11 protein-coding genes are annotated in these 13,572 nt (G+C 64.9%); 6 read left to right on the forward strand and 5 right to left on the reverse strand.

Annotation, left to right across the window (positions count from 1 at the left end):
- The first annotated feature begins 20 nt into the window (after window positions 1–20).
- Window positions 21–1,685: a hypothetical protein gene (locus N826_RS03465; RefSeq protein ID WP_052830801.1), complete on the forward strand. Its 1,665-nt coding sequence runs from the start codon at window positions 21–23 to the stop codon at window positions 1,683–1,685.
- On the opposite strand, the gene sppA is transcribed toward N826_RS03465, so the two are convergent.
- Complete coding sequence (sppA, locus tag N826_RS03470; RefSeq protein ID WP_044426010.1) at window positions 1,682–3,439, reverse strand: signal peptide peptidase SppA; 1,758 nt, start codon at window positions 3,437–3,439, stop codon at window positions 1,682–1,684. The genes N826_RS03465 and sppA overlap by 4 nt on opposite strands.
- 69 nt (window positions 3,440–3,508) lie before the next feature.
- Window positions 3,509–4,081: a peroxidase-related enzyme gene (locus N826_RS03475; protein WP_044426323.1), complete on the reverse strand. Its 573-nt coding sequence runs from the start codon at window positions 4,079–4,081 to the stop codon at window positions 3,509–3,511.
- A gap of 184 nt (window positions 4,082–4,265) precedes the next feature.
- On the opposite strand from N826_RS03475, the gene N826_RS03480 reads away from it, so the two are divergent.
- Window positions 4,266–4,904, forward strand: a complete 639-nt coding sequence (locus N826_RS03480; protein WP_044426011.1) for an exopolysaccharide biosynthesis protein — start codon at window positions 4,266–4,268, stop codon at window positions 4,902–4,904.
- Here N826_RS03480 and N826_RS03485 read toward each other — a convergent pair.
- From N826_RS03485 to fabI, 3 genes are all read right to left on the reverse strand, one after another.
- Window positions 4,894–6,498, reverse strand: a complete 1,605-nt coding sequence (locus N826_RS03485) for a PAS domain-containing hybrid sensor histidine kinase/response regulator (protein ID WP_052830802.1) — start codon at window positions 6,496–6,498, stop codon at window positions 4,894–4,896. The genes N826_RS03480 and N826_RS03485 overlap by 11 nt on opposite strands.
- Before the next feature lie 174 nt (window positions 6,499–6,672).
- The gene (aroC, locus tag N826_RS03490) at window positions 6,673–7,749 is read right to left on the reverse strand and encodes a chorismate synthase (RefSeq protein WP_044426012.1); all 1,077 of its coding nucleotides are present in this window, start codon (window positions 7,747–7,749) and stop codon (window positions 6,673–6,675) included.
- A gap of 4 nt (window positions 7,750–7,753) precedes the next feature.
- A complete protein-coding gene (gene fabI / locus N826_RS03495; RefSeq protein ID WP_044426325.1) occupies window positions 7,754–8,602 on the reverse strand; it encodes an enoyl-ACP reductase FabI in 849 nt (282 codons plus the stop codon).
- Window positions 8,603–8,769: 167 nt separating this feature from the next.
- On the opposite strand from fabI, the gene N826_RS03500 reads away from it, so the two are divergent.
- The 4 genes from N826_RS03500 (at window position 8,770) to N826_RS03515 (ending at window position 13,557) form a co-directional block, all read left to right on the forward strand.
- Window positions 8,770–10,089: a YihY family inner membrane protein gene (locus N826_RS03500; protein ID WP_052830803.1), complete on the forward strand. Its 1,320-nt coding sequence runs from the start codon at window positions 8,770–8,772 to the stop codon at window positions 10,087–10,089.
- 118 nt (window positions 10,090–10,207) lie between these two features.
- Window positions 10,208–10,600, forward strand: coding sequence for a hypothetical protein (locus N826_RS03505; protein ID WP_147040139.1), 393 nt, complete (start codon window positions 10,208–10,210; stop codon window positions 10,598–10,600).
- A 302-nt stretch (window positions 10,601–10,902) separates the two neighbouring features.
- On the forward strand, window positions 10,903–11,364 hold the full coding sequence (locus N826_RS03510) for a (2Fe-2S)-binding protein (RefSeq protein WP_044426015.1): 462 nt from the start codon (window positions 10,903–10,905) through the stop codon (window positions 11,362–11,364).
- A 3-nt stretch (window positions 11,365–11,367) separates the two neighbouring features.
- Window positions 11,368–13,557 (forward strand): xanthine dehydrogenase family protein molybdopterin-binding subunit, encoded by a 2,190-nt coding sequence (locus N826_RS03515; RefSeq protein WP_044426016.1) that lies wholly within the window; start codon window positions 11,368–11,370, stop codon window positions 13,555–13,557.
- Window positions 13,558–13,572: the final 15 nt, after the last annotated feature.

Raw genomic sequence — 13,572 nt, forward strand, 5'->3', positions numbered from 1 at the left:
GCTGAAGAGAAGTGTGAACGATGACCGCTGAGACAACTACGGGTGAAGCCGCCCGAGGTGGCGAGCTTATTCGCCAGATCAACCGCGCCATCCCCGTCTTCATCTGGATCAGCCCCGTGCTGGCCGGGCTCCTGTCGCTCCATATGGGCAAGAGCATGGCCTGGGACCTGCTGCACTACCACTATTACAACGGCTACGCTTTCCTGAACGACAGGCTGGGTTTCGACATCCTGCCGGCTGTCTTCCACACCTTCCTGAACCCCGTCCTGGATGTCGCCTTCTATGCGGCGGTGGAGGCGCTTCCCGCGAGGGTGGTGGGTTTCGGTCTGGGGGCAATCCATGGCGTCAACGTCATCCTGCTGTTCCTGTGCGCCCGCCGCGTGCTGGATCGCTGGGGCAGGGACGGGAGCGGCGGCGGAACAGCCCCGGCGTCCAACCTGCTGCCGGCGTTTCTGGCGGTCAGCGGGTTCGGCTCCGCCGCGGCCATGGGGACGCTGGGATCGTGGCACCATGACCTGATCGCCAGCCTGTTCTTCCTGGGAGCGCTGCTGGTCCTGCTGCGGCGCGGGGACGGCGTTACGCCGTGGCGGGCGGCGGCGGCCGGCTTGTGCGTGGGGCTGGGACTGGGGCTGAAACTGACCCTGGCGCCGTTCGTCGCCGCCATCGTGGCGGCTCCGCTGGCACTGCCGGGACCCGTGCGTGACCGGGTGCTGGCCTGCGTCTTCGCGGGAGCGGGGGCGGGGGCGGGGCTGTTGACCACGGCAGGCTTCTGGATGGCGCGGATGTACGCCGAGTACGGCAACCCGTTCTTCCCATTCTTCAACCGGCTGTTCGCATCGCCCTTCGCCGGGGCGGGCGACGGCCGCGACCTGCGCTACCTGCCGGTCGGCCTGTGGGAGTATCTGGTCTACCCGGCGGTGTTCAGCTTCGACGTCGACCGGATCTCGGAAGCGCCGTGGCGGGATTTCCGCCTGCTGGCGGCTTTCGCCATGGCGGTGTGTCTGGCGGCCGTCATCGCCGGCGCGCGCCTGATGGGCAGGCGGAGCAGGGCGGAGCGCCGGCTTGCCGGCTGTGGCGATGCCCGGATGGTGCTGTGGGCCGCCTTAGCCGGCTATGCCGGCTGGCTGGTGCTGTTTTCGATCTACCGCTACGCCGTATCGTTGGAAATGCTGGTCCCGCTGCTGCTCTGCATCATGCTGGTGGCCCTGGCCGGCGTGCGTTTCGGCACGGTCGCGACCGCCGCGTGCTGCCTGCTGCTGGTGGCGACGACGCAGAAGGCGGACTTCGCCCGCAAGGACTGGGGCGACGATCCGTTCGTCGGGGCGGAGGTGCCGGCTGCCTACCGGGACTTGCGGAACGGCGTGATCCTGATGGCGGGGCGCAGCGCCGATGCCCATTTCATCCCGGCATTCGACCCGAGCAACCGCTTTCTCCGCCTCGACGGCTTCGATTATGTCTATCGCGCCGACGATCCGTTCACCCGGCAGGCCGCCGCAGTCGTGGCGGGACATCACGGGCCGGTGCTGGCGATGTTCCGCCGCGACCGGCGCGGGCAGGGGGCCGAGGACGCTTTCCGCGCCTTCGGGTTCGCGATCGACGACGGGTCGTGCGCGACCGTCGAGTCCAGCGTCCGACCGCCCGAGCCGACGTTCCTGTGCCGGCTCCGGCCGGTCTCGGCCGGTTAGCGGACCAGCCCAGTCGGCGGCATCTTCAGGGTGTCCCGCGAGGGATCGCGGACCAGTGCGCCGAGGTCGCGCAGCAACGGGTGGATCTCCGTCAATACGGCGGAAACGCTCCGCGCTTCCGACCGTCCAGTGATCAGGTCGAGCGCCTGCAACCACTGCGGCTCGGGCTTGGGGAAGGGTTCCAGGGTGACGTCGGCGTCGCGGGGCAGGCCGGCGGCCTCGCGCGCGAAGCCGAGGGCGGTATCCATGTCGCCCAACTCGTCGACCAAGCCCAGTGCCTTGGCCTGCGAGCCGGTCCAGACGCGGCCCTTGGCGATGTCGCGGACGCTTGCCGCCGGCAGCTTGCGGGCTTCGGCGATGTTGCGGACGAAGGCGCCGTAGATGTCGTCCAGGATGGTGTCCAGGCGCTTCGATTCGCTTTCGCTGTAGGGGCTGAGCGACGACCACATGCCGGCGTTCTGTCCCCGGGTGATCTGACCCCATTCGATGCCGAAGCGGTTCCACAAGTCCGCCGTCACCATCTTGCCGGCCACGACACCGACGGACCCGGTCAGGGTTCCGGGATGCGCTACGATCTTGTCGGCGTTCATCGCGATCCAGTAGCCGCCGGACGCTGCCGCCTCGCCCATAGAGACGACGACCGGCTTGCCTGACAGCTTCGCCTTGACGAGCGCGCGCCGGATCGATTCCGACGCGACGGCGGAGCCGCCGCCGCTGTCGATGCGGAACAGGATGGCGCGGACGTCTGGATCCTCGGCGGCTTCGGCGAAGGCGTCGGCGATGTCGTCCGATCCCATCGAGGTGCCGCCCATCAGCGGATCGACGCCGTTGGACCCGCGCTGGATCGATCCGGTGCCGTAGATCACGGCGATGGTCGGTCCCGTGCGGTGAGGCGGTCCGGCGGCATCCAGGTAATCGGCGGTCTCCAGCAGTTCGGAATTGGCGCCGCCGCGTTCCCGCGCAGCATCGGTGACCTCGTCGTAGTATCCGATCCGATCGATCAGCTTAGCGTCCAGCGCTTCGCGGTCCAGGAAAGGGCCGCGGTCGATCAGCTGGCGGAGTGCCGCCGGATCGATGCTGCGGCCCTGCGCGATGCCCGAGACGAGCTGTTCCTGAAGGTCGCCGAGCAGCGCTTCCATCATCTCCCGGTGCGGCTCGGTGAAGCCGCGTTCCGTGAAGGTGTTCATGAAGCTCTTGTATTCCTCGCGGTGGCGCAGTTCCGGCTGGACGCCGAGCTCGTCGAGAGCGCCGCGCGCGAAGGGCACCGAGGCGCCGAGGCCCGTCAAACCGACGAGGCCGACCGGCTGAAGCCAGATGCGGTCGAAGGCGCTGGCGACGTAGTAGGAACGGTCGCCCGGTCCCAGTTCGCCGAAGCTTTCGGAAAAGGCGAAGGCAAAGCGGCCGCTGGCGCGGAAACGCTGGATGGCCGCCCGAAGCTCCTGCGACTTCCCGGTGCCGAACCGGTCGCCGCCGATCCGGGCGACGACGCCCTTGACGCGCGGGTCGGTGCGGCCGCGGTCCAGCGCATCGACGATGTCGCGCAGGGTGTCGCCCCGACTGAACAGGGTGTCGGACAGCTTGCCGCCGGCTCCGTGTTCCTCCAGGGGCTGATCCAGGTTGAGGTCCAGGACGATGGATTCGGGCATCGGCTCCCGCTGTTCCCAAAGCCTCCACGCATAGTAGCCGCCGCCGGCCGCCACCAGCACGACGACAAATCCGACCAGCGCGAAGAGGCGCACGAAGAAGCGGAACATGGTTTCTCCCGAAAAATCCGACCTTGGACCAGATGCCGACCGAAATTTCCCCTGACGAGGCGCAGGGGGCTATCTGTCCATCTGGTGGTACTCGGGGTTTGGAATCATATCAACTGCCGATGCCACGCGGTTGGACATGTTGTAGAAGCCCGCCACATCGGCGATGTCGAAGATGTCGGCGTCGGAAAAACCCTCCGCCCGCAAGGCCTGGCGGTCTTCCTCGCCGATGAGGTTAGGCGTCACCGTCAGCTTCCAGGCGAAGTCCAGCATGGCCCGGTGCCGTGACAAGAGATGGGCAACGCGGTAGTTCATGACCAGAATCTCGCCCAGCTGAGGGTCGCCCGATAGTCGGCGTACGGCCTGTCCGTGTGCGACCAGGCAGTAGTAGCAGCGGTTGGCGGAAGATACGACGACGGCGATCATCTCGCGTTCGAGCTTGTCGAGGCCGCTGTCGCCCAGCATCAACTCGTTGTAAAGCTTGATGAAAGTTCGAAGCTTTTCGGGGCGTGCGCTGTACGACCGGAGTACGTTCGGGACCAGTCCCAGCTTTTCCTGGCATTTTGCGAAGTACGCCTTGAGATCTTCGTCGAGCGTTTCCGGATCGGGCACGGGAAGCGCCATCGCGTAATCTGGCTGCGGCAAGGTCATCTCCTCCTGAAGGGGTAGCGGCGAAGTTTGGATCGGTCTATTGTGCGGCGGTACGACGGACATGTATGTACCGTTGCGGATTTCGCCTTCCGGCCCAAATGTACGGCCGTACCGTAGTGTACGAAATCGTCTTTCCTGAAACGATCGCGGATAAACCGTTTTTCATGGTTGTGCTTTCATGACCGCCGTCGTCGACTCCCATGAAGTCGAGGACGGTCGCCGGATCACCGATCTTCTGACTGAACTTCGCGACAATCTTCCGCAGGACAGGGTCAGTCTCGCCGATCTGGTCGACGTGTTCAGGCACCGCGCGTTCGGCGGCTTCATGCTGGCGATGTCGCTGCCGACGCTGCTTCCGCTGCCGATCGGCATGGCGATCGTCTTCGATATTCCGCTCGTGCTGCTATCCATCCAGCTGATGCTGGGCAGGCAGACGGTCTGGCTGCCGAGGAAACTGCTGCGGGGCAGCGTCAGCCGGGAACAGGCTGCACGGATGCTGGACAAGCTGATTCCGCGTCTGCGCCGGCTGGAAGGCGTGCTGCGTCCGCGCATGCTTTGGATGACAAGTCCGCTGGGAGAGCGGCTGATCGGCACGCTGTGCGTCGCGTTGTGCATCGTCCTGATGACGCCGATTCCCCTGCTGGGATGGTTTCCTGCGATAGCGCTCTGCGTGATTTCGCTGGGGCTGGCGGAGCGGGACGGCGTCATGCTGATGGCAGGGTTCGGCATCAGCATCGCTACGGTTTTCGTTTCTGCGGCGATTCTGGCGGGTGTCGCGGAAGCCGGTCAGGCGCTTTTCCCCAACTTCACGTTTTAGCGCCGTCCTGCTGCTTCGTCATCGCTTCTTCGACGGCGCCGTCCAGGATTTTCGCGATGACCTGCTGTAGCTGATGGGCCTGGATCGGCTTGTGAAGCAGGCGGGTGTGGTTGGCGTGTGCTTCCCTCAGGCGGGCGGGATCGGTGTCTCCGGTCAGGATGATGCCGGGCAGGTCGGCGGTGACCATGGAGCGCGCGAGGGCGACCGCATCGGTGCCAGTGGTCTCGCCCGGCAGCCGGTAATCGGCGATGATCAGCGACGGCGGAACGGTCTGTTCGCGGATGCAGGTCTCCAGCTCCTCGATCGAGCCCGCCGTCACGACCGACAGTCCCCATTCCTCCAGCAGCATCACCATGGCGCTCAGCACAGCCGGGTCGTCCTCGACCAGGAGGACGGGCCGGCTGTTCGTGCGGTCGTTCCGGGAGGAGGAGGGCGCCTCGGTGCCGCTATCGGATACGCGCGGAGCGGTGGCGGCCAGCGGCACCCTGACCGAGAACGCCGACCCTCTGCCAAGCTGGGAACGTACCGCTACCGGGTGTTCCAGCATGTCGGCGATCCGTCGGACGATCGCGAGCCCGAGCCCGAAGCCCCGGCTGCGGTCTCGCTCCGCGTTGCCGACCTGATAGAATTCCTCGAAGATATGCTGCTGGTGCGAGTCGGGGATGCCCGGACCGGTGTCGGCGACGACGATCCTGACGCTGTCGCCGGCTCGCCGGCATCCCAGCAGGATACCGCCCCTGGCGGTGTAGGACACCGCGTTGGCGAGAAGGTTGCGGAGGATGCGGTCGAGCAGTTCGGGATCTGTGGCGACGGTGGCGTTCGTCGGCACGGTCCGGAGCGACAGCCGCTTCAACTCCGCCTGGGGGGCGAACTCGGCGTGGAGGCGCTCCAGCATCGGCTTCAGCTGGATCGGCTTGGGAGCCGGCTTGATCAGTGCCGCATCCAGCCGGGACAGGTCGAGCAGGTCGCCCAGCATGCCATGGACGCTGTCGATCGAGGTCTTGACGCGCTCCAGGACCTCGCGTGCCTTGGGGTCGCCGATCCTGCCGTCGAGGACGCCCAGGAACAGGCTGGCCGCCTGGATCGGCTGACGCATGTCGTGGCTGATGGCGGCGAGGAACTGGGACTTCGCCCGGCTTGCCCGTTCCGCCTCGAACTTGGCGGCCGCCAGTTCCTGTTCGGAGCGCTTGAACGACGATATGTCGGTCGAGATGCCGCAGACGTAGTGCTTGCCGTTGCGGTCGTCGCTGACACGGAACTTGCGTGCGAGAAAGGCATGCTCCACGCCGTCGACGACGGCTATTTCCTCGAACGTGTGGAAGCCACCGGTCTCCAGGACGAGCTGATCGTTCCGGCGGAAGACTTCAGCGAATTCCGCTGGAAAATGATCATGGTCGGTCGTGCCGCGTGCCTGGCTGTCCGTTACCTGGAACGTCGCCTCGCAATGCGGATTGATCTTCACATAGCGGCCGGCATCGTCCTTGATATACAGGATCGCCGGCACCTGATCGAAGAAAGCTTTGAGGAAGCGTTCCAGATTGACACCCTCCGTCGCCTCGGATTTCGCTACCTCGGCATCGCCGGATGATTTCATATAGTTAACAATTTCGGCAGGGATATTGCGCATTTCCGCCCTATACCGTGCGATCGCTCATCGTTCATGAACATCCGACACGGTAATTCGGCCACATGGGAATCGTGATGGAAATACGACCGATCGCTCTCTTTGGGCGATTCTATCCGCCAAGTGCTTTTTGCCGCCGCACCTTCAGCCACCGCATTGCGCGCGATGACGCATCAGGTGATCGGCCAGGACGCAGGCTATCATCGCTTCCCCGACGGGAACGGCGCGGATGCCGACGCAAGGGTCGTGCCGGCCCTTGGTGACGATCTCGGTCTCGTTGCCGTTCATGTCGACGGTCTGCCGGGTCGACAGGATAGAGCTGGTCGGCTTGACGGCGAAGCGTACGACGATGTCCTGACCGGTGGAGATGCCGCCCAGTATCCCGCCGGCGTGGTTGGACAAGAAACGTACGCCCCCTGCCGGATCGGCGCGCATCTCGTCGGCGTTGTCCTCGCCCGACAGCTCTGCGGCCGCGAAACCGTCGCCGATTTCCACGCCCTTGACGGCGTTGATCGTCATCATGGCGCGGGCAAGATCGCTGTCCAGCTTGTCGTACAGGGGATCGCCCCAGCCGGCAGGTACGCCCGACGCCACCACTTCGATCACGGCGCCGATGCTGGAGCCGGACTTGCGGACCTCGTCCAGATAGCTCTCCCACTGCGACGCCGTCCCTGCGTCTGGGCAGAAGAACGGATTGGCGTCGATCTGGTCCCAGTCCCAGCGTGACCGGTCGATCCGGTGAGGCCCGATCTGGACGAGCGCCCCCCGGATCGTGACGCCTGATCCCAGCACCTTGCGGGCGACGGCGCCCGCCGCGACGCGGCTGGCGGTTTCGCGCGCCGAGGACCGGCCGCCGCCGCGATAATCTCGGATGCCGTATTTGGCCTGATAGGTGAAATCGGCGTGGCCGGGCCGGAACTTGGCCGCGATGTCGCCGTAGTCCTTCGAGCGCTGGTCCTGGTTCTCGATCACGAGCGAGATGGGAGTGCCCGTGGTCAGTCCCTCGAACACGCCGGACTGGATCTTGACGATATCCGGTTCGCGCCGCTGGGTGGTGAAGCGCGATTGGCCGGGTTTGCGCTTGTCCAGGAAGTGCTGAATGTCCGCCTCGGTCAGGGGCAGACGCGGTGGGACACCATCGACGACGGCGCCGATCGCGGGACCATGGCTTTCGCCCCAGGTGGTGAACCGGAACGCCGTGCCGAAGCTGTTGCCCGCCATGATATCAGCCCTTGGCCGCGCTGCCGGTGAGACCCTGGAGAAGCTGCGCCGTCTCCGCCGCCGAGTCGACCGCGACCATGCCGACGGTATGGTAGCCGGCGTCGACGTGGTGGACTTCGCCGGTGACTCCGCTGCCCAGCTCGCTCAGCAGGTAGAGGGCGGAACCGCCGACCTCGCCGATCGTGACGTTGCGCCGGAGCGGCGCGTTATACTCGTTCCACTTCAGGATATAGCGGAAGTCGCCGATGCCGCTGGCCGCCAGCGTCTTGATCGGACCGGCCGAAATAGCGTTGACCCGGATATTCTGGGGGCCAAGGTCGGTCGCGAGGTAGCGCACGCTTGCCTCCAGCGCCGCTTTTGCTACACCCATCACGTTGTAATGAGGCATAACGCGTTCGGCCCCGTAGTATGACAGGGTGATCATGCTGCCGCCGTCCTTCATCAACGGGACGGCCCGCTGACAGCAGGCGGTGAACGAGTAGCATGAAATATCCATCGTCCGCGCGAAGTTGGCGCGCGAAGTGTTGAGATACATGCCATCCAGTTCGTTCTTGTCCGAGAAGGCGATTGCATGAACCAGAAAGTCGAGTTTTCCCCACTGGTCTTCGATGGCCTTGAAGGTGGCGTCGAGGCTCGCTTCGTCGGTTACGTCGCAGGGGACGACGATCTGGGACTTGACCGACTCCGCCAGCGGCTTGACCCTCTTCGCGAGGGCGTCGCCCTGGTAGGTGAAGGCCAGTTCGGCGCCGTGCGCCGCGAGCGCGCTGGCGATACCCCAGGCGATCGACCGGTCGTTGGCCACGCCCATGACCAGACCACGCTTGCCGGCCATGAGTTGAGAGGATGTAGACATCGAGGCCTCGTTGATGTGCTGTCGGCGCTTGGAATCGGCCGGCATCGTACACGAAAGAAAAAATGGATCAAAGGCGGGATGGGTGACGGCGGGATGAGCGGTAACCCGGATTGCTTTTTCCCAGCTACAACCCCGTGCGGGCCGCGTCAACTCCGGGAGCGTCCTTGATGGATTTCCGAATCTCCCATCTGCCGGACCAGCTTCAATCGGTCCCGAAGCGGCTGCGCGATTTCGCAAGCTTCATGGAATACCTGTTCAAGCGCTATTTCGCCGACGACTGCCTGACCACCTCGGCGGCCTTGACCTATACCTCGCTACTGGCGGTGGTACCGCTGATGACCATCGGCTTCGCGATCTTCCGGGCCTTCCCGGCCTATGAGATGCTTCAGCAACAGGCCCAGACGCTGATCCTGCGCAACCTGGTGCCGGAAGTCGGCGACGCCATCCAGGACACGATCATCCAGTTCGCCGGAAACGCCGGCCAGCTCACCGCCTTCGGCATCGTCGGTCTGGCGATCACGTCCGTCATGCTGTTCTGGACGATCGAAGGCTCGTTCAGCGCGATCTGGCGCGTTTCCGAGCCGCGTCCGCTCGTTACGCGCCTGCTGGCCTTCTGGGCGATCCTGACCCTGACGCCTCTGCTGTTCGGCGCCAGCCTGTCGTTTTCCAGCTATCTGCTGGCCGTCTTCCAGCTCAACCCGGAAGCCGACACGTTCCGCGCATGGCGGCTGATGCTGCCCGGCGTGTTCGAGTGGATCGCCTTCACCCTGATCTACCTGCTGATCCCGAACCGCGCGGTGCGCTGGCAGGACGCCGTAATCGGCGCACTGACCGCATGCGTGCTGCTGGAGTTCTCGAAGTACGGGTTCGGCTGGTACATCACCCAGTTTCCGGCCTACCGGACCATCTACGGCGCGCTGTCGAGTATCCCGATATTCCTGCTGTGGCTATATATCGCATGGTCCACGGTGCTGATCGGAGCCGAGGTTGCGGCGGCCTTGCCGGAATGGCGGGCCGGGAAGATCTCGCGGATCGGGCCGGAAGGGCTGCTGCCGGCCCAGCGGGTGGCGGTCGCTTTGGCGATCCTGGCTGAACTGCTCCGCGCCAGCCATCTCGGCGTCGGAATGAGGCGGCATACCCTGATCGGCCGCGTTCCCGTCGGCGGAGCCATCATCGACGGCATGCTGGAGCAGATGAGAGGAAGCCACTGGGTCGCCCGTACCAGTCAGGGCGCCTGGGTCGCGACCCGCGATCTCAGTTCGTCGACGTTGTACGACCTGCTGAAGGGTCTGGGCATCGGGCTGCGCGGCACCGTGCGGGGCTTGGTCGCCCTGGAAGCCCCTTGGCAGGAGCGCTGCGCCAAGCTGCTGGAAGCGGCCGACGAAGCGGAACGCGATCTCCTGTGCATCCCGATCAAGGACCTGCTGTGCCCGCCCCACGAAGCATCCGACTTCGTCCACTTCGGCCGGAGGCGTGCCGGGGAGTGACGAGGGGCCACAGGAGGCTGGCCGGTTGCGGATGAGTGCAGTGGATTGCAGTTAGCGAAAATGTGTTATGAGCGCTGCGCGGCTTAGGCTGCGACACTGCTGTTGACGGGAATTCATCATGGGTGCGGCGGCAATTCTCAAGCTTGAACGAGCTGGGTTTACCCATGAGCAGGTGGATGCGTTGGCGGAATATCTGGACGATCAGGCGGCAACCAAGGCCGATGTCGGTGCGGTCAAGGCTGAGATAAGTGCGGTGAGAGATGAACTGACCGCCAAGATCAATCAGTCACGTCTGGAAGGGAAGTCGGAGCTTGCCGAATTTCGCGCCGCGACGCGTGCCGAGTTTGTCGATCTTCGCCTCGAACTGAGTGGGATGAAGGCCGAATCGAAGTTCGAATTCGCAGCCGTCCGATCGGAAATCACGCTTCTTGAACAGCGTATGACGATCAAGCTGGGCGCGATGCTCGCCATAGCGGTCGGAGTCGTCGGGACGATGGTCAAGCTGCTCTGACCCCATAAGTGCTCCAGCCCGAATAATACCAGGGGCCGAAGACATTGACCTGTGTGGACAATGTCTGTTGGGCCACGGCCCAACCTACAGACTCCTGCTTCGTAGGTTGGGCCGTGGCCCAACACTTGCCGACCGCCGGTCGAACTTTTCAACTCCTGAATTTGACCGTTGAAACAGACTATTCAGGCACGACAGCGGCAATCCATTATCACCCCTGACTGGACCGGGCAGTGACGGTGCGCACTGCCAGCGATCGAAAGCTTTCGTACACGACGATTGCAAATCGAGGCAGGGAGAGAGCAATGGCGGTTTCATTCGTTTTGAACGGGGAGCCGGTCAGCCTGGACGTGGACCCGGAAATGCCGCTGCTGTGGGCGGTTCGGGAATTCGCCGGCTTGACCGGAACGAAGTTCGGCTGCGGCGCTGCTCAATGCGGCGCTTGTACCGTGCATCTCGAAGGACAACCGGTGCGTTCGTGCTCGACGCCGGTCAGCAGCGTCGAGGGCCAGTCGGTCACGACCATCGAAGGAATTTCCGGCAAGGCGGCTGCCGCGGTCCAGGCCGCCTGGCAGCGGATTGAAGTTCCGCAGTGCGGTTATTGTCAGTCCGGGCAGATCATGTCGGCGGTGGCCTTGCTGGAGCAGACGCCAAAGCCGACTGACGACGACATCAACTCCGCCATGAGCGGAAACATCTGCCGGTGCGCGACCTATGTCCGCATCCGGTCCGCCATCCATGCCGCCGCCACCACGATGGAGGGCTGAGCCATGCTGAAGAACTTCGCCAAGGATCCCAGACCGAGCCGGCGCCGGTTCCTACAGGGAAGTGCGGCGGCGGCGGCCGGCCTGACGGTCGGTTTCCGCTGGAACGGCGGGATGCCCAAATTCGCTTCCGCCGCTTATGCCGCCGACGGTACCCTTGCCGCCAATGCGTTCGTGCGGATTGGGACGGACAACACGGTGACCGTGCTGTCGAAGCACCTGGAAATGGGGCAGGGCGTCTACACCGGATTGGCGACCATAGTCGCCGAGGAACTGGATGCCGACTGGGCGCAGATCCGCGTCGAAAGCGCCCCGGCCGATGCGTCGCTCTACAACAACCTGCAATTCGGCCCCGTGCAGGGAACCGGCGGAAGTTCGTCCATCGCGAATTCCTACGATCAGCTTCGGAAGGCCGGGGCCACGGCGAGGGCTATGCTGGTCGAGGCGGCGGCGAAGGACTGGGTCGTCGACCGCGCCGGGATCACGGTCGAGAAAGGCGTCGTCTCCCACGCAACTTCCGGGCGGAGCGCCACGTTCGGGGATTTGGCGGGCAAGGCCGCCGGCCTGCCGGTGCCGGTGGACGTCACCTTGAAGGACCCGGGGCGGTTCACGCTGATCGGAACGTCGGTTCCGCGCGTCGATGCCAAGTCCAAGACCGACGGCACCGCGCAGTTCGCCCTGGACGTTCGCCTGCCAGGGATGCTGACGGCGGTTGTCGCCCGGCCGCCGGTGTTCGGCGCCAGGGTCAAGTCGGTGGATGCTGCCCCAGCCAAGGCGGTCAAGGGCGTGGTCGAGGTCGTGCAGGTGCCGTCCGGCGTCGCGGTGGTCGCGACGAACTTCTGGGCCGCCGCCAAGGGGCGCGAAGCGCTGAACGTTCAGTGGGACGATGCCGGGGCGGAAACCCGCGGCACGGCCGAGATCATGTCGGAATACAAGGCGCTGGCGGAAAAGCCGGGCATGCCCGTCCGCAGCCAGGGCGATACGGCGAAAGCGCTGGCCGGGGCCGCGAAGACCATCACCGCTGCCTTCGAATTTCCCTATCTGGCCCATGCTCCGATGGAACCGCTAGACTGCGTCGTCCGGCTTGACGGCGACCGCTGCGAGATCTGGGCGGGCGACCAGTTCCAGACCATCGATCAGGGCAATGCCGCCGCCGCGTCGGGCTTGAAGCCGGACCAGGTGCGGATCCACACGCTGATGGCAGGCGGCAGCTTCGGCCGTCGCGCCAATACCGTGTCGGACTATATCGTGGAGGCGATCCACGTCGCGAAGGCGCTCGACCGGGGGACGCCGGTCAAGCTGGTCTGGACGCGGGAAGACGATATCCGGGGTGGCCGTTACCGGCCGATGTACTATCACACCCTCACCGCCGGTCTGGATGTGCAAGGCAGGCCGGTGGCGTGGCAGCACCGCATCGTCGGACAATCCATCATCGGCGGAACACCGTTCGAGTCCGTCATGGTCAAGGACGGGGTAGACGGGACATCGGTCGAAGGCGCCGCGAACCTGCCCTACGACATTCCGAACCTTGCGGTAGACCTCCACACCACCAAGGTCGGCGTGCCGGTGCTGTGGTGGAGGGCGGTCGGCAGCACCCATACCGCCTATTCCACCGAAGTCTTCATCGACGAAGTGGCCCATGCGGCCGGCAAGGACCCGGTGGAGTTCCGACGCGCCCTGCTGTCCCATCATCCGCGTCACAAGGCCGTACTGGAGTTGGCCGCCGAAAAAGCGGGATGGGGAACCAAGCTTCCGGAGGGCAAGGCGCGCGGCGTCGCGGTGCATGAATCCTTCTCGACCTTCGTAGCGCAGGTGGCCGAGATCACGATGCAGCCGGACGGATCGGTCAAGGTGGACAGGGTGGTCTGCGCAGTCGATTGCGGACGCGCCATCAACCCGGACGTCATACGGGCACAGATGGAAGGCGGTATCGGATTCGGTTTGGGAGGCGTGCTGTACGGTGAGGTGACGCTGGACAAGGGCGAAGTCCTGCAGTCCAACTTCCACGATTACCGTGTCCTGCGGATCGAGGAAATGCCGAAGGTCGAGGTGCATATCGTGCCGTCGACCGAAGCACCGACCGGTGTCGGGGAACCGGGAGTACCGCCGATCGGTCCGGCGGTCGCCAATGCCGTCTTCGCCGCCACCGGGCGGCGGGTGAGGAGCCTGCCCTTCACCCGCGACCAAAGCGTCTGAGCCGATAGAACCGGC

The sequence above is a fragment of the Skermanella aerolata KACC 11604 genome, from assembly GCF_000936425.1.
Taxonomy (GTDB): domain Bacteria; phylum Pseudomonadota; class Alphaproteobacteria; order Azospirillales; family Azospirillaceae; genus Skermanella; species Skermanella aerolata.

What these genes read in the sequence shown, in the direction of transcription:
- N826_RS03465 (WP_052830801.1), top strand. Translation starts at nt 21, where the DNA reads ATGACCGCTGAGACAACTACGGGTGAAGCCGCCCGAGGTGGCGAGCTT.
- sppA (WP_044426010.1), bottom strand. Translation starts at nt 3,439, where the DNA reads ATGTTCCGCTTCTTCGTGCGCCTCTTCGCGCTGGTCGGATTTGTCGTC.
- N826_RS03480 (WP_044426011.1), top strand. Translation starts at nt 4,266, where the DNA reads ATGACCGCCGTCGTCGACTCCCATGAAGTCGAGGACGGTCGCCGGATC.
- N826_RS03485 (WP_052830802.1), bottom strand. Translation starts at nt 6,498, where the DNA reads ATGAAATCATCCGGCGATGCCGAGGTAGCGAAATCCGAGGCGACGGAG.
- aroC (WP_044426012.1), bottom strand. Translation starts at nt 7,749, where the DNA reads ATGGCGGGCAACAGCTTCGGCACGGCGTTCCGGTTCACCACCTGGGGC.
- fabI (WP_044426325.1), bottom strand. Translation starts at nt 8,602, where the DNA reads ATGTCTACATCCTCTCAACTCATGGCCGGCAAGCGTGGTCTGGTCATG.
- N826_RS03500 (WP_052830803.1), top strand. Translation starts at nt 8,770, where the DNA reads ATGGATTTCCGAATCTCCCATCTGCCGGACCAGCTTCAATCGGTCCCG.
- N826_RS03505 (WP_147040139.1), top strand. Translation starts at nt 10,208, where the DNA reads ATGGGTGCGGCGGCAATTCTCAAGCTTGAACGAGCTGGGTTTACCCAT.
- N826_RS03510 (WP_044426015.1), top strand. Translation starts at nt 10,903, where the DNA reads ATGGCGGTTTCATTCGTTTTGAACGGGGAGCCGGTCAGCCTGGACGTG.
- N826_RS03515 (WP_044426016.1), top strand. Translation starts at nt 11,368, where the DNA reads ATGCTGAAGAACTTCGCCAAGGATCCCAGACCGAGCCGGCGCCGGTTC.